Origin of the sequence: Tenacibaculum sp. IB213877 (genome assembly GCF_034043975.1) — a bacterium.
Taxonomy (GTDB): Bacteria; Bacteroidota; Bacteroidia; order Flavobacteriales; family Flavobacteriaceae; genus Polaribacter.
Map to the genome: position 1 here is coordinate 601975 of NZ_JAXCHH010000001.1, position 22225 is coordinate 624199.

Below are 22225 nucleotides of genomic sequence, written 5' to 3' on the forward strand. Positions count from 1 at the left end.
ATTTTTTATGAGATTCCTGCCTTCGCAGGAATGACATCTAATTATCAAATATAAAAAAAGCTTCCAAACGGAAGCTTTTATCTTATCTTAATTCTGCGCCAACATTCTTTTCGAATGTTTGCTGTAATTTTTGCATTATTTTATCAATTTGCTTGTCGTTCAAGGTTTTGTTCTCATCTTGAATTACAAAACTTACCGCATATGATTTTTTACCTTCCGGTAATTTATCGCCTTCATACACATCAAACAAATCCACTTCTTTTAACAAGTTTCTTTCTGATTGGAAAGCTAAGTTGTAAATTTCTTTAAACTCCACTTTATTGTCAATCAACAACGCTAAATCACGCTTAACAGCTGGGAATTTTGGTAAATCAGCAACTTTAATTTTCTTGTTTCCAACTAAACTTAAAATATTATCCCAGTTAAAATCAGCAAATAATACTTCTTGTTTGATTGAGAACTCTTTTAACAATTTGCGCTTTACCACACCGAAATCAACCAACTTCGTTTTTCCTAAGCTCAAACTAATTCCTTCAGAAAACACATCCGATTTTACCGGACTCGTTTTTACATTATTAATTCCTAAACGAGTTAATAATCCTGTAACTATTCCCTTTACATAAAAGAAATCTGAAGTTTGCGTAGCAACCTTCCAACTATCTTTAGTTCGGTTTCCTGTAACAAATAACGTTAAGTGTTTATCTTCTTGGTATCCGTTTTCATATTTATGATACGTTTTACCAAACTCGAAGAACTTTAATGCGCTATTTTTTCTGTTGATGTTATAAGCAACACTTTCTAATCCGCTAAATAAAAGCGATTGACGCATTACTTTTAAATCGTTACTTAACGGATTTAACATTTCAACATTATGCTCTTCTTTCAACGTTTCAGATAGATTTACATAATCTGCCTTTGTTAACGAATTTGCCATGGTTTCATTAAAACCTTGAGAAACCAACTGATCTGCAACAATGTTTTCAATTTTTACAAATACATCATTATCAAAAGAAATTGACGTATTTAACTTGTGTGAAAAGTCTATATTATTATAACCATACACACGTAAAATCTCTTCAATTACATCTGCTTCTCTTTGCACATCTACACGATACGACGGAATAACCAACCCTAAACCAGCTTCTGTGGCACTGTTTATTTTAATATCTAATGAGGCTAAAATATTTTTTATGGTTTCCTTCGGAATTTCTTGTCCGATTAATTTATATACTTTTTCAAACGCTAAGAAAACTTCAAAATCATTAACTTTTTCTGGATAAAAATCCATGATATCAGAAGACATTTTTCCGCCAGCATATTCTTCAATTAACAACGCTGCTCTTTTTAACGCATATTTTGTTAAATTGATATCAATACCTCTTTCAAAACGGAAAGAAGCATCGGTGTTTAATCCGTGACGTTTTGCTGTTTTACGAATAGAAACCGGGTTGAAATACGCACTTTCTAAGAATACAGTGGTTGTGTTTTCAGTAACTCCAGATTTTAACCCACCAAAAACTCCACCTATACATAACGGATTTTCTTCCGCATCACAAATCATTATATCTTCTGATGACAACTCGCGCTCTACCTCATCAAGCGTAGTAAACTTGGTTCCTTCTTCTAAGGTTTTAACAACTATTTTACCGCCTTTTATTTTCGCTGCATCAAAAGCGTGTAACGGTTGTCCTAACTCATGCAATACATAGTTGGTAATATCAACCACATTATTTTTTGGCATGATACCGATGGCTTTCAAACGATTTTGAATCCACTCCGGAGAATCTTTTACCTCAACATCTGTAATTGTAATTCCGCTGTAACGAGGTACCAAATCTTTATCTTCAATTTCAATATCTGTTTTTAAGCGTCGTTCAGCTACATGAAAATCAGAAACCGAAGGAGAAATTAATTCTAAATTAATATTCTGTTGTAATAAACCGGCACGTAAATCTCTTGCAACACCAAAGTGACTCATAGCATCTGCTCGGTTAGGTGTTAAACCTATTTCAAAAACATAATCGGTTTCAATATTAAAAACATCTGAAGCTAAGGTTCCTGGTTCTAAAGCAGCATCTAATATCATTATTCCATCATGGCTACTTCCTAAACCTAACTCATCTTCGGCACAGATCATTCCATGGCTTTCTTCACCTCTAATTTTTCCTTTCTTAATTTTAAAGCCTTCACCTTTTTCATCATATAACACGGTACCAATAGTAGCAACCGGTACTTTTTGACCAGCAGCAACATTAGGAGCTCCACAAACTATTTGAACTGGCTCTCCATTTCCTAAATTAACAGTAGTTACCTTTAGTTTATCAGCATTGGGGTGTTGTACACAAGTTAGTACCTCGCCTACTACCACTCCTTTCAAACTTCCTTTGATGCTTTCTATGGTTTCTATTCCTTCTACTTCTAATCCTAAATCGGTAAGTAATTCTCCTGTTTTTTCAGGAGCCCAATCTATCTGTAAAAATTGTTGTAACCAGTTATATGATATCTTCATTATAAATCTTTGATTTAGCCTGCAAATTTACGTAAAATCCATTGAAAAAATCAATTGTTAATATTATGTTCTTACATTACTGATTGTTAACGTTTTGATAACATTAACATATGTTAAAATATTGTTAATTTGCGACACCCTACAAAGGATTATTTATCAATATCAACACAATTAAATGAAAAAATTATTACCCTTCTTAACACTGATGTTTACTATTTCGGTGTTTTCTCAAATTCCTTCTTACTACAATGACGTGAATTTAAACTTATCAGGAACTGCTTTAAAAGACGAATTAGCAGCAAAAATTATTAACACTCATCATACCAACTTATCTTATACTCCAGGTGTTTGGGATGCGTTAAAATTAACTGATCTAGATCCAAACGATCCTACTAAGGTTTTATTAATTTATGGTTACAATGACAACGATGGAAACTATGTAACTGACAGAACAAGAAGTAAAGATGCTAACGGTGGTTCTGCAGGTACACAATGGAACCGTGAGCATACGTATGCAAAATCATTAGGAAATCCTAATTTAGGAACTTCTGGTCCTGGTGCAGATGCACACCATTTAAGAGCTGCTGATATTACTTTTAACGGACAAAGAAGTAGCAAAAAATTTGCTAACGGAAGCGGTAACGCTGGTGATGTTTCTGGAGGATGGTATCCTGGAGACGAATGGAAAGGTGATGTTGCTCGTATGATGATGTATGTGTACTTACGTTACGGAAACCAATGTTTACCTACAGGTGTAGGTACAGGTTCTACAATGGCATCAGACTCTAACATGCTTTCTTTATTTATCCAATGGAATGTTGAAGATCCGGTTTCTGATTTTGAAAAACAACGTAACCCTATTTTAGAAAATATTCAAGGAAATAGAAATCCATTTATCGATAATCCTGCTTTCGCTACTGAAATTTGGGGCGGACCACAAGCTGAAGATTTATTTGGAGGTGGTTCTGGTGGTGGAGATACTCAAGCTCCAACAGTTCCTTCTAACTTAACAGCTTCTAATATAACTCAAACTACTGTTGATTTATCTTGGAATGCCTCTACAGATAATACTGCTGTAACCGGATATAGAATTTATGAAGGAAGTACTCAAATAGGAACTTCTGCAAACACAAACTTCTCTGTTAGTAACTTAACAGCAGGAACTTCTTACTCTTTTTCGGTAAGAGCTTATGATGCTGCCAATAACGTGTCTGCAAATAGTAATGTAGCTAATGTAACTACTTCTTCTGCAGGAGGCGGTAGTGGAACTGCTTCCGATTTATTTATTTCTGAATATATTGAAGGTTCTTCTAACAACAAAGCTATAGAAATTGCAAACTTTACTGGTTCTACTGTAAACTTATCTGGTTATTCTCTTAGAAAAGCTACTAACGGTGGAGGAAGCTTTTCAAGTACCTTAAACTTAAGCGGACAATTAGCAAATGGTCAAGTATACGTTGTAGCTAATAGTAGTGCTTCTTCTACAATTTTAAATGTAGCTGATATTACAAATGGTAGCGTTATGACCTTTAACGGAAATGATGCTGTTGCTTTATATAAAGACGGTGTTTTAATTGATTTATTAGGTAATGCATCAAGTAGTTCAAACTTTGCAAAAGATGTTACATTACAAAGAAAATCATCTGTAACTTCTCCTAATTCTTCATATGTAACTTCTGAGTGGGACACATATAATCAAGACACTTTTAGTGGTTTAGGAAGTCACTCAATTGACGGTGGTAGCGGAACTCCAGCAGATACAACTGCTCCTTCTACTCCATCTAGTTTAGGTTCATCAAACGTTACTCAAACTTCTGTTAATTTATCATGGAATGCTTCAACAGACAATGTCGGTGTAACAGGTTATGATGTATATAGAGGTGCAACTAAAATTGCAACAGTTACAAGTACAAGTTATTCAGTAAGTGGGTTAACAGCAAATACTGCTTATTCTTTCTCTGTAAGGGCTTTTGATGCTGCAGGAAATGTTTCTTCTGCTAGTAACACAGCTAATGTAACTACTTTATCAAATACTGTTTCTTACTGTAGTTCTCGAGGAAACAACGATAGCTATGAATGGATTGATAATGTTGTAGTTGGTGGAATTTCAAACGCTACTGGTGCTAATGGTGGTTATGCAGATTTTACAAACTTAACAGGTAACTTAGCTTATGGTAACAACACTATTATTGTGAGTGCAGGTTTTAGTAGTTCTTCTTACACTGAATTCTGGAAAGTTTGGATTGATTTTAACCAAAACGGAACTTTTGAATCAAGTGAAGAAGTAGTTTCTGGTTCTTCATCAAGTTCAGGTAACTTATCTTATTCTTTTTCTGTACCAACATCTGCAAATTCAGGAACTACAAGAATGCGTGTTTCTATGAAGTGGGATGCTGCTCCTACTGCTTGTGAAAGCTTCTCTTATGGTGAAGTTGAAGATTATACAGTAAATATTGGTGGTGCTGCTCGCGGAACATTTAAGACTTCTGCTGTACAAATAGATGGTGAATTAGGAAACGAAGCTCGTATTTTTGATGTTACTGTTTATCCTAATCCGTCTTCTGATTTCATCAACATTACCTTAAAAGATGGTAGAGATGCTTCTTTTAGAATAGTGAACTTAATTGGTCAAACAGTTAAGAAAGGACAAGTAGATAGAACGGTAGATGTTCGTACTTTACAAAATGGAATGTATATTTTAGAAGTGAACGACGGACAACGTTCTTTTACGAAGAAGTTTATTAAAAAATAATTCTTATTGAATTTATATATCAAAGCCTCATCAAAAGATGAGGCTTTTCTTTTTGAAAGAATTTATTCCTCATCTTATTTTTAATAAAAAAAAGTAATATTTTTATGTATTCAAATACATAAAATAGCAAATGGAATTTTTAAGCTCAACTGAATCTTGGTTAGCACTAATAACGTTAGTGGTTATGGAAATTGTCTTAGGTATTGATAATATTGTATTCATTACTATTCAAACTGATAAACTTCCTATCCCCCAACAAAAAAAAGGACGTATTTTAGGTTTAGCTTTTGCCTTAATAACTAGAATTATTTTATTATTATCAATTACCTGGATAATGTCATTAACCAAGCCTGTTTTTAATTTAGATAGTTTGTTAAGTATTGGTGGTGAGTGGCATGAAAGATTAGCTATTTCTGGTAGAGATATTATTTTATTTGTTGGTGGTTTATTTCTTTTATATAAAAGTATTCATGAAATACATGAAAGTTTAGAAGGGGGTAATGAAGACACTCCGTCTGGAAAAAAATTATCTTTTTTACAAACTGTAGTTCAAATTGGCTTACTAGATATTGTTTTTGGTTTGGATTCTGTAATTACTGCAGTAGGAATGGCAGATCATATTGAAATAATGGTTATTGCTGTTGTAATTTCAATGATTATAATGATATTTACCATTAATGCTATTAGTGATTTTATTAGCAATCATCCTAGTATTAAAATGCTGGCTTTGGCATTTTTATTACTTATTGGAATTACCTTAATTGCAGAAAGTATAGAACAACCTATTTCAAAAGGATATATTTATTCATCAATGGCATTTTCAATTTTTGTAGAGTTTTTAGTTATTAGAGCTAATAAAGCAAAAGCTAAGCCTGTTGAGCTTCATAAAACGATTGAAGACGAAGAACTTTAAATATTATCTGCTTTAATAATTTCAGTAATTGGAATTGGTAGATCAACCCCTTCTTTAACAAAACGTTTATGTACTATTTCTTTAAGGTCACATTTTGTTTTAAATTCTAAAAAAGGTTCATTAATCCATACATACGCTCTCATGTGTATATGGTTTTCATGTATATCAATAACTCTAACTTCAATTTGAGGTTTATTAGACAATATTTGTTCTGGTGTTCTATTGTCCATAACCGGAGGCATTTTTAAAGCTTCTTCTTGAATGATTTTTCTTGCTAAATCAATATCAGCTTTTAAGCCTACCTTAAAATTATTAAAGCTTAAAATATGAGAATCTTCAATAGTATGATTTAAAATAGAATCGGTACTAATTACCGAGTTGGGTATGATAAGACGTTTATTTTCAAAATTATTGATAACTGTATGGCGTAAAGTAATATCTTCAACAATACCCATTCTAAACTCATCTAGCTTAATATAATCACCAACTCTAAAAGGTTTAAAAATAACAATAAAAGCACCAGCAATTAAATTAGATAAAGCCGCTTGAGCAGCAAAACCAATAATAGCGGCTAAAATTCCGGCTCCAGAAAATATTAAGTTAGCCTTACTTTTAAACATGGGTATGCTATACACTATGTAAATAAAAGCAAACCCACCAATAAAAAACTTTACAGAATTACGTAAAAACTGAATACTGGTTCTACCAAATCTATCTTTTTTTCTGGCTCTTAGAATTAATAAAATGATAAACCGAAGTATTCTTGATATAATCCATGCTATTAACGTAATAAACATAATGAATAACATTATGCTCCATAAGTCATTAGGAGATAATATTTTATCTAAGATTTCTTTCATTAAAATAATGATGTTTGATCTTCATCTTTAGCTTCTTTTTTCCTTTTTAAAGCATTTTGTAAAGCTTTTTGAGCTTTGTCTTCTTTAGCTGTATCAAATTCTTTTTTAGGCTTTTCAACCTTATCTACATCTAATTCTAATTCACTTTCATCAACAATTTCTTCTTCATCATTTACCTCAATATCTTCAACTTGCTCCTCTTCTGGTTCTTCATATGGTAGTGCCTCTAAAATATTTACTTGCTTAATCTTATCGGTAGTTAGTTGATTTCCTAAAGCTTTGATACCTTTAATTGTAATAAACTCTTCTAAATTCACTTCTATATTCTCTAAACTACGTTTAGAAAATACCACTTCTACCATAGGTCTATAATCTGTAACTACTACTTCTAACTGACTCTTTTCATGCTCAGATATAAATATTTCTTCTTTTTCAGGTACTTCAATTAAAAAACGTTTTACAAAGTAACGTTCTTTATTTCCATCAAAATAGATTGCCGAAATAGGTTTGTTTGGCTTCCATTTTTCTAGCACAATCATATCATTATCAAAATGCATCTCTAAATTAGGAGTGACCGCTTTTATTTTACCTGATTGTGTTGCGATAAGAATTTTATCCTCAGCTCTAAATTCACCCAATAACTCCCCTCTCTTATCCACATTTAAACGCTGTACCGTTTCATCAAACCATATTTTACGAGGTTTTAGCGTGGAAGCTCCTGCTTCTTTAAACTCTACTTTCTTTATTTGATGTTTGGTTACCAAATTTCCTCTTACTGCACGCCCTTTAATAGCTAAATCTGCAAAATCAATATCCCATTTTAACTTTTTAACGCTACCTACCGATCGTAATAAAATTGTTACTACTTCTGCCTCTCCATTTGGGTTTGCTGTAAAATATAATACTTTTGACTTTGGATTATCATTTGCTAAATTGTACTCTTTATCACGAGTTACCGAAGTAACGTTAAAGCGTTTCATATAACTAGCTCCTTTAGCCCCATCACGATAAATCATGTTATAAACCGTACGCTTATCTTTCTTCTTAAAAATGGCTACGTGAATGATACCCTTACCTATAAAAGTTTTAGCATCAACTTTGGTCACCACCATAGTACCATCTTCTCTAAATACAATTACATCATCAATATCGGCACAATCGCAAACAAATTCGTCTTTTTTAAGTGAAGTACCAATAAATCCTTCTTCTCTATTTACGTATAGTTTAGAATTTCGCATTACTACTTTAGTAGCTACAATATCATCAAAAATTCTGATCTCTGTTTGACGCTCTTTATCTTTACCATACTTAGCTTTAAGGTCTTTAAAATAGTTGATAGCATATTCAATTAAATTATCTAAATGATGCTTAACCTCAACTATTTTTTCTTCTAAACTTTCAATAAATTGTTTGGCTTTATCAATATCAAACTTTGAAATTCTTTTAATTCGGATTTCGGTTAAACGTACAATATCTTCTTCTGTAACTGCTCGTTTTAAATGTTTGATGTGCGGCTGTAAACCTTTATCAATAGCACTGATAACACCTTCCCAAGTTTCTTCCTCTTCAATTTCTCGATAAATTCTGTTTTCAATAAAAATACGCTCAAGTGATGAAAAATGCCATTGTTCTTCTAATTCATTTAACTGAATTTCTAATTCCTTTTTTAGTAAATCAACTGTATAATCAGTAGATTTTTTAAGCACTTCTGAAACTCCGATAAATTTTGGCTTGTTATCTTCTATAATACAACATAGTGGTGAAATGGAGTTTTCGCAACTGGTAAAAGCATACAATGCATCAATGGTTTTATCTGGCGAAATATTGGGTGGTAAATGTACCAAAATCTCAACATTGGCAGCTGTATTATCTTCAATTTGTTTAATTTTTATCTTCCCTTTTTCGTTGGCTTTTAAAATACTATCAATTAACGAACTGGTAGTGGTACCAAACGGAATTTCAGTAATTACTAAGGTCTTTTTATCTAACGCAGAAATTTTAGCTCTTACACGGATTTTTCCTCCTCGTTTTCCATCTTTATAATCGGTTACATCTACTATTCCGCCTGTGATAAAATCAGGAACAATGGTAAAACTTCTTCCTTTTAAATATTTGATAGAGGCATCTATCAACTCGTTAAAATTGTGAGGTAATATTTTAGTAGATAAACCCACGGCAATTCCTTCCGCTCCTTGTGCTAACAATAGCGGGAACTTAACAGGTAAGTTTATAGGTTCTTTTTTACGACCATCATACGAGGCTTGCCATTCGGTAGTTTTGGCATTAAAAACAACATCTAGCGCAAATTTTGATAAACGTGCTTCAATATAACGAGGTGCTGCAGCACGGTCTCCCGTAAGAATATTTCCCCAGTTACCCTGCATATCAATCAGCAATTCTTTTTGCCCCATTTGCACCATTGCATCTCCAATAGAAGCATCTCCGTGCGGATGATACTGCATGGTATGCCCTACAATATTTGCCACCTTATTGTAGCGTCCATCATCCAAATCTTTCATAGAATGCATAATACGACGCTGTACAGGTTTAAATCCGTCTTCAATAGATGGTACTGCACGTTCTAAAATTACATACGAAGCATAATCTAAAAACCAATCTTTATACATACCTGTTACCTTGGTAATACTTTCGGTAACTTCTGGTTGGTTTTCGTTGTTTATATCTTCGTCGTGTTCGTAATTGTTGTTTTCTTCACTCATGTATGAATGTTTAAACCTTTAATGTTTGGGAATTATTTATTTTTTTGATTCTTCTTTGCAAATTGCATTACAAAAATGAATAACGCTGCTGAAAGGATTCCTAAATAAGGAGATGTGTTATTTTTAAAAGACAAATCACTATAATCTATTTGAGTAAACCATAAAACCAATATGATTACAAATACAAACGATATGATATCAAAAAATTTATCTTTCTTTTCCATTATCCTTCTGTTGGAATTAAATCTTGTTCCACTTTTAAATTATTGATGATAAATTTTTGTCTGTCCGGTGTGTTTTTACCCATATAGAACTCAAGCATTTGTTCTATCGACATGTCTTTATCTAACATTACAGGATCTAAACGGATATCATCACCAATAAAATGCACAAACTCGTTAGGAGAAATCTCCCCCAATCCTTTAAATCGGGTGATTTCAGGTTTTCCTTTTAGTTTATTAATAGCTTCTTGCTTTTCTTGTTCAGAATAGCAGTAAATGGTTTCTTTTTTGTTACGTACCCTGAACAAAGGGGTATCTAATATGTATAAATGTCCTTCTTTAATAACTTCAGGAAAAAACTGTAAAAAGAAGGTGATCAATAACAATCGAATGTGCATTCCGTCGACATCGGCATCGGTAGCAATTACAATATTGTTATAGCGTAAGTCTTCTAAACCGTCTTCAATATTTAAGGCTGCTTGTAATAAGTTGAATTCTTCATTCTCATACACAATCTTCTTAGATAATCCGTAGGAATTTAACGGTTTTCCTTTTAAACTAAACACCGCTTGCGTATTTACATTACGAGATTTGGTAATAGAACCCGAAGCTGAATCTCCCTCAGTAATAAACAACGTAGTATCTAAATAGCCTTCTTTTTTTGTATCTCCAAAATGGATACGACAATCGCGTAATTTTTTATTGTGTAAACTCGCTTTTTTTGCTCTATCTCTAGCTAATTTTCGTATTCCTGATAACTCTTTACGCTCTTTTTCTGCTTGTAAAATCTTTTTCTGAAGCTTATCAGCTGTTTCAGTGTTTTTATGCAGATAATTATCTAATTGAGTTTTAACAAAATCGTTGATATAGGTACGCACCGTTGGTAAATCACCTCCCATATCAGTAGAACCTAATTTGGTCTTTGTCTGACTTTCAAAAACAGGTTCCATTACCTTAATAGAAATCGCTCCAATAATTGATTTTCTAACATCTGAAGCATCAAAGTTTTTACCGTAAAACTCACGAACAGTTTTTACTACCGCTTCTCTAAATGCATTTAAATGCGTTCCGCCTTGTGTTGTATTTTGTCCGTTTACAAATGAATGGTATTCCTCTGAATATTGTGTTTTACTATGCGTCATCGCAATTTCAATATCATCGCCTCGTAAATGAATTATTGGATACAACATATCATCTGTATTGTTGTTATCCTCTAATAAATCTTTTAATCCGTGTTCAGAATAATATTTTTCACCATTAAAAATGATGGTCAATCCCGGATTTAAATACACGTAGTTTTTTAACAGACGTGTGATATATTCCGGACGATATTTATAATTCTTGAAGATGGTCTCATCTGCAATAAAGGTAACCTTGGTACCTTTTCTACGAGAGGTTTCATCTAACAATTCTTGATTGGTTAGATTTCCTTTTTCAAATTCTGCGGATGCAGACTTACCATCACGTGTAGATTCTACTTTGAAATAGGTTGATAATGCGTTCACTGCTTTGGTACCTACTCCATTTAATCCCACCGATTTTTTAAAAGCTTTAGAATCATATTTACCACCGGTATTCATTTTAGACACTACATCAACCACCTTCCCTAACGGAATACCACGACCATAATCACGCACGATAACCTTATTACCTTGTACGGACACCTCAATGGTTTTACCACCGCCCATTACAAACTCATCAATAGAGTTATCAATAACTTCTTTTACTAAAATATAAATTCCATCATCTGGAGAAGATCCATCACCTAGTTTACCAATATACATCCCCGGACGCATACGGATATGTTCTTTCCAGTCGAGCGAGCGTATATTGTCTTCGGTATATTGTGTTTCTTGCGTCATAAATTCAAAATATTGAGGTACGTGCTAAAATACTATTTAGCGTGTAAAAAGAAAAAACTCTGTTAATATAGTTATTAACAGAGTTTTTAAAACTTTAATTATTAGTAAATTATCTACTATAATTTGGTGCTTCTTTGGTAATTGCTACATCATGTGGGTGACTTTCATTAATACCGCTAGCGGTAATTCTTACAAATTTACCTGTTTCTTTTAGGGTTTCTATATCTTTTGCTCCGCAGTACCCCATACCTGCACGTAAACCTCCTACAAATTGATGAATACTTTCAAATAGTTCTCCTTTGTAAGGAACACGACCGACAATACCTTCTGGCACTAATTTTTTAATATCATCTTCTACATCTTGGAAATAACGATCTTTAGATCCTTGCTTCATTGCTTCTACTGATCCCATTCCTCGATACGACTTAAACTTTCTTCCTTCGTAAATAATGGTTTCTCCAGGACTCTCTTTTGTTCCTGCTAATAACGAACCTAACATTACACAATCGGCTCCTGCTGCTATGGCTTTTGGAATGTCTCCCGTATAACGAATACCTCCATCGGCAATCACAGGAACACCAGACCCTTTAATAGCCGCTGCTACTTCTAATACTGCTGAAAACTGAGGAAAACCAACACCGGCAACCACACGTGTTGTACAAATGGATCCTGGTCCAATTCCCACTTTAACAGCGTCTGCACCTGCTTCAACTAAATATTTTGCTGCTTCGGGTGTTGCTATATTTCCTACAATTACATCTAATTCTGAGAATTTAGCTTTTACTTCTTTTAATACAGAAACCACACCTTTAGTGTGTCCATGAGCTGTATCTATAACCACTGCATCTACTCCAGCGTTCACTAAAGCTTCTGCTCTTTCAACTGCATCTCCAGTTACTCCTAATGCTGCAGCTACACGTAATCGACCAAAACGATCTTTGTTTGCAATTGGTTTTTGAGTTAGTTTGGTTATATCTCTAAAAGTGATTAATCCAACTAAAGTATCATCATCATTTACAACTGGTAGTTTTTCAATTTTATTTTCTTGAAGAATAATTTCTGCATCACTTAATGAAGTTCCTGTTTCAACTGTTATTAAGTTTTCTGAAGTCATTACTTCAGTAATTGGACGGTTATTATTCTTTTCAAAACGTAAATCACGATTAGTAACAATTCCTATTAACTTCTTATTATCATCAACTACTGGAATTCCGCCAATACTATGCTCTTTCATAGCATTTTTTGCATCGGCAACAATAGCGGTTAATGGTAATGTAATAGGATCGATAATCATACCACTTTCAGCACGTTTTACACGACGTACTTCTAACGCTTGATCTTCAATAGTCATGTTTTTATGTAATACTCCTATTCCACCTTCACGAGCAATGGCAATGGCCATAGCACTTTCTGTAACGGTATCCATAGCAGCAGAAACTATAGGAACGTTAATAGTAATGTTACGAGTAAATTTAGTTTGAATGTTAACTTCTCTTGGAAGGACTTCTGAGAAGGCAGGAACGAGTAGTACATCGTCGTATGTTAAACCTTCACCTACAAATTTATTTTGATGAGCTTGCATGTGCAATTAATTTAGTGTGTTGTGTATTAATTGCATGCAAATATACTATTTTTCTACCAATTACTTAGTTTATTTTTATGTTAACAAACTTTATCGTATTTACTTTGCCAAATGTATTCGTTAAAGCTCTTACCAAGAGCTATTCCGTAGAACAAAGTTAATCCTACAGCTCCTTTAAAATAAAACATAAACAACATTAAAAAATACCCAAATGATGTATGCTCTCTAAAGAAAAACTGATGGGTAATTGCTGACAAAACCAAACTAAAAACAGCCAATGTAATAGTAAGATTAGTTACATTTTTAATAGCCCAGTATTTTAGTTTTCGCAAGGGATGTAAATCATTACCCCATTTATGAATTAAGTAATAATAATCATTTCCCATGGGGGCAAAAAGAATTGGATCGTCTGCTTTTTTTAATCGAAATAATACTGACGGTGCCATAATTTTAAATCCGTCAAGCTCAGTGTTGTGGGTTCTTTCTAACTGATGAATTTTAGAAATAGCTTCCACAGGATATTCTCCTTTAAAAAATTTGGTGTCTAAAAAACGTAAACGATAGTCGATACAAATCTTCTTAATTTGATTGATATGAAAGATTGCATCAGCTTCTACTTTATCAATATTAAAAACATTAAAGTTACCTCCTTCTGAAGTTTCTAATTTTGATTGAGTATCTATCCTATTTTTATCAACATCTTTAAAAATCTGCTGTACCCAATCTAAAACATCTGTTTTTTTAAGCTCTTTATTTCGAACTCTCAATAATTTCTCCTGCAAATTAACCGACTCTAACATATTGATTTTCATTTGTATAAAAATACAATAAAAACAATAAATTTAAAATAGGTTAATTACAAACTAACCAAATTAAATTTTGAGTTGTAGTGTTGCATACCAGTTTCTTGGAGCTGATGGAATAATTCCTGGACCTGGATAACCCGTTGCTCTACGCGTAAAATAATGGTTATCCAATAGGTTATTTATACCTGTTTCTAACTTGAAATATTTGTATTTGTAAGATAAAGACACATCTAAAATATCATACGCTGGAATTTTTCCTCTTACCGCATTAGATAAATCTTCAATTGGGGTATTATCAGCATCATTAAATTGTTCAGATAAGTAACTATACTGTACACTTGCTAAAAAGTTTTCATAACCAGCTCTAACTCCCGTTTTTACATTAACATCTGGTACAAATTCAACTTTGTTTCCTTTAATTCCTGCTCTTTTAGATTCTGTATATTCTGAGTTTGTAAAAGAAGAATTAACAAATACATTTAAACTGTAATCGTTAGAAAAATCAAATACCTTTTTAAGATTCACATCTACTAAAGATTCAATACCTAAAATGCGTGCTTTACCAATGTTGGTTCTTAATAAACCAACATTATTTACCGGAGGAATTGTTGTGTTAAAATCACCTATACGATTGTTGTAAAATAAAGCAAAAGCACTTACGTCGTATGAAATATAATTGTTTACATCACCTCTAAATCCTAAATCGGCAGTAAATCCTTTTTCATCTTCTAAATTTGGATCTACCGCATTAGATGGATTTACAATATTTACATCTGAAAAAGTTATAGAACGATAGTTTTGAGATATGTTTGTGTACATTTCTAAATTATCTGAAGGTTTATAACTTAAACCTAAGCCTAGTAACACAAAAGAACGCTCTTTGGTAATATTATCAAACTCTTCATCAAATCCTATTGGATTACCCGCACCATCTAAGTTTGTTCTTCGTTTGTAACCATCACTTCCTGTTTTTATATACTCAAATCTAAATCCTGGTGTTATTGAAAGCTTATCAGAAACATAAAAAATATTTTCTCCAAAAACAGCTATATTTTGATTTGGATTGCTAAAATCAGACTGATTTATATAATTAGGAAATTCATCCGAAGCCAGCTCAAAATCTGCTAAACTAGTAGCACTTCCTGGTCCTTGAACAGATTTGTTATTAGCATTGTAGTACTTTACACCGAATAAATAAGTGGCGTCTTTATTAAAAATCGTGTATTTATCTAAAAATCTCGCTTCAAAACCAAAGTTTTTAAAATCGCTCACTAATAATTCTCTAGGTTGATTTGGATCATCAACAATATCAATTCTTCTATCTCTAAATCCAACTGCTTTTCTTGAGGCATTTAAACCAAAGAAATTAAAGGTAAACTTGGTATCTTCTGAAAAATTATGAGAAAATTTTAAATTATACAAAAGCCAATCAACTTTAAACCAATTACGAGTTCTATTACTTTGAAATGGGTTTTCTTTAAACATTGTATCTGTCAATCCACCGGCTTGTTGTGCTAAATAATTTAAATACGTTATCTCTGCTTCTACCTTAGATTTGTCATTAATTTCATAACCTACGTGTGTAAAAACATTTTTTGAATTAAACTCAGAATTTGGTCTAAAACCATTTCCTTGCTTATAATTGTAATAACCGTAATAACTTACTTTGTTTGACGTTCCTCCAAGGCTTGTGAAATTTGTGTATAAATTATTGCTCCCTAAAGTAGAACGAGTAATGATTTCAAGTGGTTTATTAGGGTTTGGTTTTTTCATTACAAAATTTATTAATCCTCCAAATTGAGTTCCGTATTGTAAAGAAGCTGCTCCCCTAACAACTTGAATTTCTTCTAAACCTTCTGCTTGTGGTGTATAGTAGCTTTCTGGGTACCCTAAAACATCTGCACTAATATCATATCCATTTTGACGCGTGTTAAAGTTTGAAGTTCTATTAGGATCTAAACCTCTACCACCAATGTTTAGTTGCAAACCTGCATCATCATTTTCAAAAATATTTAAACCTGCTACTTGGTTGTAAATTTGACGAGCATTGTTTGATGCCAGTGCCGCTGTAGATTGACTCACTAAAACTACTTCTGTTTTTTTACCTGCGTAAATAGCTGTTTGCTCAACATCTTTTAAGCGTTTTAACTCAAAAACTTTACGTTTTTGTGCTTTGATCTCTACCTCCGTTAATTCTTCAGAAAAAGGATTTAAAACAATGTTATATTGTGTTTTAGCATCTGTTGAAATAATTACTTCATTAAGCTCATATTCATCCAAGAAAAAAACAACTGAAAACTTCTTTTTCTTAGTTTCAAACTCATAATAGCCCTTTGAATTTGTTGTTGCTAATGTATTACCAGAAGCATCAAAAATCTGGACTTTTTGCAACATCTTTTTGTCTTGCGACGTTACTGTTCCTGATATTTTTGTTTGCGCAAAAATTGATGATGATATCATCAATAAAAAAATAAAAAAACTATAATCCTTTAATTTTAATTTCATCTGTAAAAGGTAAAATCCAATCTTTATGTTTAAAACTATCTTTCTGTTGGTATAAATCTACTTTTGGGTTTATAAAACGAGTACTTAAACGTCCGTTCAACGCCACGTAACTATCTACGTAAACCTCAATGTTGTTATACCCTTTATTCGTATAATGATCTCCTAAAAAATGAGCATATTCCAAAATAAAATCGGGTTGAAAGCTCATTTGCTTCTCCTGAAAAGAGGTTAAAAAATCAGTATTATTGACGTAAAAACTTTCTTTAGTTTCACCATCAACAATTTTAAAATTTGAATATCCTGCTTTTTCCATCAACATAACTCGCCATGAAAAACGATAACCTTCTTCTGTCCAAAATAATTCTCCCGGATACAATAAATATCTCCACGGAAATAGAATTTGAATTAGCAAAAATACAGTAATTACCCCAACTGAAAGTCTGTTTTTATAGTGATAATTCTGTACTTGCTGTAATTTTTCTGTTGAAATAGAAAACACCTTTTTAATCCACGTTATTATTTTTTCATGGAAACTACTTTCAAAGAAAATTAAAGTAGAAACAATCATTATAAATGGAAACATTCCTATTGGGAACAATACTCTTGTAAAAACATGGAAAAATACCACCAACGCAAAAGCTAAAAGTCGTGTTCTTTTATACAATAACAAGAACGGAATGGTTAAATCGTACATAGCACCACTCCAACTCATTGCATAATGAAACCACTCTTGTTGCATCAAATTGTTTCCTATTAATGGTAAGTCATATTTTGACGGAAGCCATATTTTAAGTGGCATTGCTCTGAACAACCAATCGGAATTTAATTTGGCTAAACCTGCATAGAAATATACAATTCCTAATAACACTTTTATACTATCAATCGTCCATTTAGGAATAGAAACATATTCTTTTTTGTTGATGAAAGCATCTAGAGAAAATCGAGCATTTGCGGGTAGAAAAATCAACACAAAACTCAGAATACTAATAAAGTAATAGTGATTTAAATATGTGGTTTTATCCATCAACTCTATATAGGTAAAACTTAAAAAGAAAGCTATAATGGCTACTCTATATTTAAAACCGACAGCAACTAGTAAAGCTGATAATCCGCAGAAAATAAATAATAAGTAAGTATAATCACCTAATGGTTTAACCCATTCAAATCCGTAATAAGAAAAGAAAAATTTTGGTTGTATGTAGAGTTTGTCAATCCACCCATTGTACCAAAAACGAACAATGCTTAAAAACATCATCCCACCAAATAAAACACGAAAAACCGCTAATGAAGCGGAGTTTACTTGTTGTGATAAATAATTTTTAATTGACATTATATCATAAAAAAGCTGTCTGGAGTCAGACAGCTTTGTAGTTATATATTTTTGAGATTAATCTCCATCTGCATCTACATAATCAACACTTACATTAAAAGCTTGTAACATATCTACTTTTAATAAAACAACTGCTTTTTGTAATTCATCATAAGCCATTGTCATTTGATTATTATCTGTATTTATTTGTTGATAGAAATTATCATCTAACGAATTAATTTGAGATTTTGCTGTATTTAACTGATTAGTTATTGATGTAGCTAAATCACTTCTGTTCAAACTCTCTAAATACGTTTTAAAACTCTCTCCAGTTGTTGAACTACCATATGCTTTTCCATTAAAAACATTCTGAACAGCAGTCAATGCTTCTAAAGCCAACTCTTTTGAAATATCTTGCTTATAAAAAGCCTCTACTTTTTCTGGTAGCGCAGTTGTTGAGAAATTTCCTGCTGGAATTCCGAATTTATTAGCTCTTAATCTCTTTTCATAATAGAAAATATAATCGTTTACAAATTTATTTAAAGAACTTGTAGCTGTATTTCCTGAAGATGTTATAAATGAATTGTTATAAGCTCCGTTCCAATCATTTACAATTGCTGTTGTAATTTCATCCATTTTAGCAACAACATCTGTAATGTATTTTTTGTAATTAGTTGCATTAGCATCTGTAGTATACTTAGCTAAAATTTCTGCATCATCAGCTCCTACTCCATGTAATAAATAATCTAATGCTGGAAAACCTTGTGCGTCATGATTATTAGCATGGTTCAAATCATAAGTACCGCTTTCTATATTAGCTTCAACATCTGCAACTGTTAACGGATAGATATTAAAAAAGTATACAAATTGTAATTCTTCTGCTTTACCAATATCAAACATTGCTACATGCTGCCATGTTTTATAAGCGTTGAACCACGCTTGTCTTAACGCATCTAAATTTGTTTGATCTGGAGTTTGTGAAAATGTTTCAGCTGAAGATTTTAAGCCGTCTATTTTAGTTTTGAAATCAGCAAAAGCCGGAACAATAATATTATTAGCTAGGTTTGACAATAGTGCTTCTCTATCAAAGTTATCTGTAGTTCCAGAAGGACCATCAGAAGAACCAGAACAAGAAATTATAACAATAGATGCTATGAGTAATATGGCTATTTTTTTCAACATTTTATTTCTATTTATTCTAAATAAAGTTGATGCAAATATAAAAAGTAGCTGTAAAAACAGCTACTTTTTAATGATTTATTTTTATTTAGAATAGATTTTAATTAGCTGCTTCTTCAACTGTAAAACCATATACTGTAGCTATTCTAATTGAAATTTGATCTAATGCATCTGCTGAAACCGACCAAAATCCATTTCCATCCATTAAAACACCTAAGAAAGCTTCAATCTCAGCAACTGGTAAATGAGGTTGATTAGTACTAGCACTACGAGTAAAACGTAAAGCTTGAATAAAGCCATAACCTTCTGACAAATCGTGGAACGCTGCTGCCATATCAGTTCCTAAATTTGCTTTACCTCCTTGTAAATAATGTACTGCTCTTACCGCAATTACTTTAGAAACAGCTTCTCTAATAATTTCAGCTTGTTTGTCTCTTAATTGGTAATCTTTTGCCACAATTGCAGCTCTACCTAATTTAAAGGCTTCATAAATATCATTAGCAATTCCTGCAAAATCATCATCACTATCTACACTGTTTACATATTTGTTTAAAAAGCTGTCTGCTCCTAAAACAGGTGATGCAGCATCAGTTTCAGCTCCGTATAAATATCCGTAAGCTTCATCCCACTTATGTTCCATAGTGGTATAGTTTTTATCTGCAACTAAAGTTACTGCATCATTGTCTTCTACATTAGTTCCTTCATCTAATACATTTACACTTAAATAGTTGTTTAACATTTGGTCTGCCATTAAACCACCTATTAAAGATTTAGCAAATGCTTGGTTTAATTCTAATCCTTTTGCGTTTACATAACGGATTGATCCTCCTCCGTTTTGTTGTATTTGACCTGCAACACCTGCTTCTGCAGCTACCTCCCAGTTAGGAAATACTTCTGTTACTTGAGCCTCAATCCAACCATCAAACTTTGTTTTAATAGCATTAGCCTCTGTAGTATTTGAAGAGAAATAATCTAATGACGCTGCCGTTTTACTACGAATATTTTTTGAAGAAGCGTTTAAATCTGAGTTAGAAAAATCAGCATCTCCTTCTGCATGCGCAAACATTGCATTTAATTCTTCTTGAGTTTTATTAGGGTCTTTAAAAGCAGCTACTAACTGTTCTGCCATTAATATACGAGTTGTTTGTCCTGAAAAACTTACTGTAGAACTTCCGCTTCTTTCAAATTTATATGTTGCCGGTGCTGTTATTTCTGCAGGCGTATTATTATCATCTGAACAAGAAGTAAAAATTGTAGCTGAAACAGCTACTACTGAAAGAATTATTTTCTTCATTTTTATTTAGATTAAGTTTTAATAATTTTAGACAAAAGTATTGAACAAAATAATTACTCCAAAAAATTATTTGGATTTATTTTAAATAAAAATAAAAAATCAATCTAAACTACTGATTTTGAAGAAACTTAATTACAGCTCTTCGAATATCTTCTGCTAATTCATTAGTTTTTGGTTTATATACACTAATAACATTAGGATTTGTTTCTTTTAAAACAGGTATATCAAATCCTTTTAGTAAATAATCTGTAGTTGCAATTGTATAAATCTTTTCTGAATGTATAAGCTGATTATTAATTAACCATTGCTTATCGGAATTTTGAGATATTTTATAATGTTGTAAATAGGCTCCTTTTCCAGAAGCACGCAACCCAAAATCTAGGACTTCTTTAAGTAAACTGCCTTTTAATTTAACCTTAAGTACTGAGCCTCCATAAGGTAAAACTCTAAAAATATCAACAGAATTGATTTCACCTTTAAGAACATCATCTATTCGTACTGAACCTCCATTAACAAAGGAGCAATCAACTTCATCATTATAAGCATAACTCATTGATTTTGCAATAATGTTTCCCATATTTGTTTGAACAGACCTTATTGGTGTATCTCTAGCATCCAATGGTTCAACTGTTTTATAAATAATTTTATATGGACTATCTACAACCTCAGTAACTTTCATATTTAATATGTTTTGCCATTTATTTACCACTTGCTTTACTTCTGTATCTTCTGGTATAGATGAATCAATAGTTCTTAATTCTGATTTTAAATTGACTTTTTTAGTAACTGGATCGTATTCAAATCTATGGATGTAAACCGTTTTAGCATTGGCATCTGCTTTTGCAATTTTTACTCCATCAATATCTTCATAATTATTTGTATGTTCATGTCCGCCCATAATTAAAGGAACATTTGGCAACAGTTTAGCCACTTCCCTATCTTTTTCTATTTGTAAATGAGTCAAACCTATAACTAGATCTACTTTGTCTTTGATTTCATTATAGGAGCGTTCAATTTCTACCAAAGCATTACTATAACTTACATAACTTCTGGGATTAGAATCAATACAAGCAGTAATAAATCCTACTTTAAAAGCTTTTCCGTTCTTATAAAACTCTTGAATATAACTATCATGCAAAGCTTCTTTTTTTCCTTCTTGCACCTTATGAAAATAGTGATTCTTTCCTCCTAAATTATGAAAAACATTTGATGATATCCAATCAAATTTACTTTCATTTATCCTACCTTGAAGTTGCTCATAGCTTAAATCAAACTCATGATTCCCGAATACTACTAAATCAAAATTCATAGCATTCATTACTTCAATCATTTGCTTTCCTCTAATCCTTTCTCCATCAACTTTTAGGGTTCCTAATAATGATGGATTCAAAAAATCTCCAGCTAGTACTAAGAGTGTATTTGGGTTTTCTGTCAATAATTCTTTGTGAAGTGACTCTACACGAGCCATACCTCCATATTTCCCTCCTTGGATAGGTGCAATTTCATATACATCATTTAACTGTAATATGGTAAAGTAAATTTTACCTGATTGTTGTTGAAATAAGGATTTTTGTTGTGATTTTAATGAAACTTCTTTGACAGATTTAGAAGATGTTGTTGATAGGGTGGTTGTGCATGCAGAAGCAAGTATTAACAACAGCATATACAATGTAGATCTGAGTAATTTCATTTGGAAAATTTTTACTCAAATTT

The 22225-nt window shown here is 32.3% G+C and carries 14 protein-coding genes; 2 read left to right on the forward strand and 12 right to left on the reverse strand.

Translation table 11 applies throughout. The features are described from left to right. Positions 1–82: 82 nt before the first annotated feature. Positions 83–2509, reverse strand: a complete 2427-nt coding sequence (gene pheT / locus SLH33_RS02645; RefSeq protein ID WP_320417510.1) for a phenylalanine--tRNA ligase subunit beta — start codon at positions 2507–2509, stop codon at positions 83–85. Between the two features lie 175 nt (positions 2510–2684). Between pheT and SLH33_RS02650 the strand changes: the two genes are divergently transcribed. Continuing rightward, positions 2685–5261, forward strand: coding sequence for an endonuclease (locus SLH33_RS02650; protein ID WP_320417511.1), 2577 nt, complete (start codon positions 2685–2687; stop codon positions 5259–5261). Between the two features lie 130 nt (positions 5262–5391). Continuing rightward, a complete protein-coding gene (locus tag SLH33_RS02655) occupies positions 5392–6174 on the forward strand; it encodes a TerC family protein (RefSeq protein ID WP_320417512.1) in 783 nt (260 codons plus the stop codon). Here the strand turns inward: SLH33_RS02655 and SLH33_RS02660 are convergent. The 11 genes from SLH33_RS02660 to SLH33_RS02710 form a co-directional block, all read right to left on the reverse strand. Beyond that, a complete protein-coding gene (locus tag SLH33_RS02660; protein ID WP_320417513.1) occupies positions 6171–7034 on the reverse strand; it encodes a mechanosensitive ion channel family protein in 864 nt (287 codons plus the stop codon). The genes SLH33_RS02655 and SLH33_RS02660 overlap by 4 nt on opposite strands. Continuing rightward, positions 7034–9754, reverse strand: coding sequence for a DNA gyrase/topoisomerase IV subunit A (locus SLH33_RS02665; protein WP_320417514.1), 2721 nt, complete (start codon positions 9752–9754; stop codon positions 7034–7036). Before SLH33_RS02665 ends, SLH33_RS02660 begins: the two co-directional genes overlap by 1 nt. A 32-nt stretch (positions 9755–9786) precedes the next feature. Then, positions 9787–9978, reverse strand: coding sequence for a hypothetical protein (locus SLH33_RS02670; protein WP_320417515.1), 192 nt, complete (start codon positions 9976–9978; stop codon positions 9787–9789). Continuing rightward, the gene (locus SLH33_RS02675) at positions 9978–11837 is read right to left on the reverse strand and encodes a DNA topoisomerase IV subunit B (RefSeq protein WP_320417516.1); all 1860 of its coding nucleotides are present in this window, start codon (positions 11835–11837) and stop codon (positions 9978–9980) included. The genes SLH33_RS02670 and SLH33_RS02675 overlap by 1 nt, the downstream gene beginning before the upstream one ends. Positions 11838–11946: 109 nt before the next feature. Continuing rightward, entirely contained in the window at positions 11947–13419 is a 1473-nt protein-coding gene (gene guaB, locus SLH33_RS02680) for an IMP dehydrogenase (protein ID WP_320417517.1), read from the reverse strand. Positions 13420–13499: 80 nt separating this feature from the next. Next, positions 13500–14231, reverse strand: a complete 732-nt coding sequence (locus SLH33_RS02685; RefSeq protein ID WP_320417518.1) for a hypothetical protein — start codon at positions 14229–14231, stop codon at positions 13500–13502. A gap of 60 nt (positions 14232–14291) precedes the next feature. Next, positions 14292–16730: a TonB-dependent receptor family protein gene (locus SLH33_RS02690; RefSeq protein WP_320417519.1), complete on the reverse strand. Its 2439-nt coding sequence runs from the start codon at positions 16728–16730 to the stop codon at positions 14292–14294. After that, positions 16705–18060 carry an HTTM domain-containing protein gene (locus SLH33_RS02695; protein ID WP_320417520.1) on the reverse strand — a complete coding sequence of 452 codons (1356 nt, stop codon included), beginning with the start codon at positions 18058–18060 and terminating at the stop codon, positions 16705–16707. Before SLH33_RS02695 ends, SLH33_RS02690 begins: the two co-directional genes overlap by 26 nt. 57 nt (positions 18061–18117) lie before the next feature. Next, positions 18118–19221, reverse strand: a complete 1104-nt coding sequence (locus SLH33_RS02700; protein ID WP_320417521.1) for an imelysin family protein — start codon at positions 19219–19221, stop codon at positions 18118–18120. Between the two features lie 97 nt (positions 19222–19318). Further along, on the reverse strand, positions 19319–20512 hold the full coding sequence (locus SLH33_RS02705) for a DUF4856 domain-containing protein (RefSeq protein WP_320417522.1): 1194 nt from the start codon (positions 20510–20512) through the stop codon (positions 19319–19321). 109 nt (positions 20513–20621) lie between these two features. After that, a complete protein-coding gene (locus SLH33_RS02710; protein ID WP_320417523.1) occupies positions 20622–22202 on the reverse strand; it encodes a bifunctional metallophosphatase/5'-nucleotidase in 1581 nt (526 codons plus the stop codon). Positions 22203–22225 lie beyond the last annotated feature (23 nt).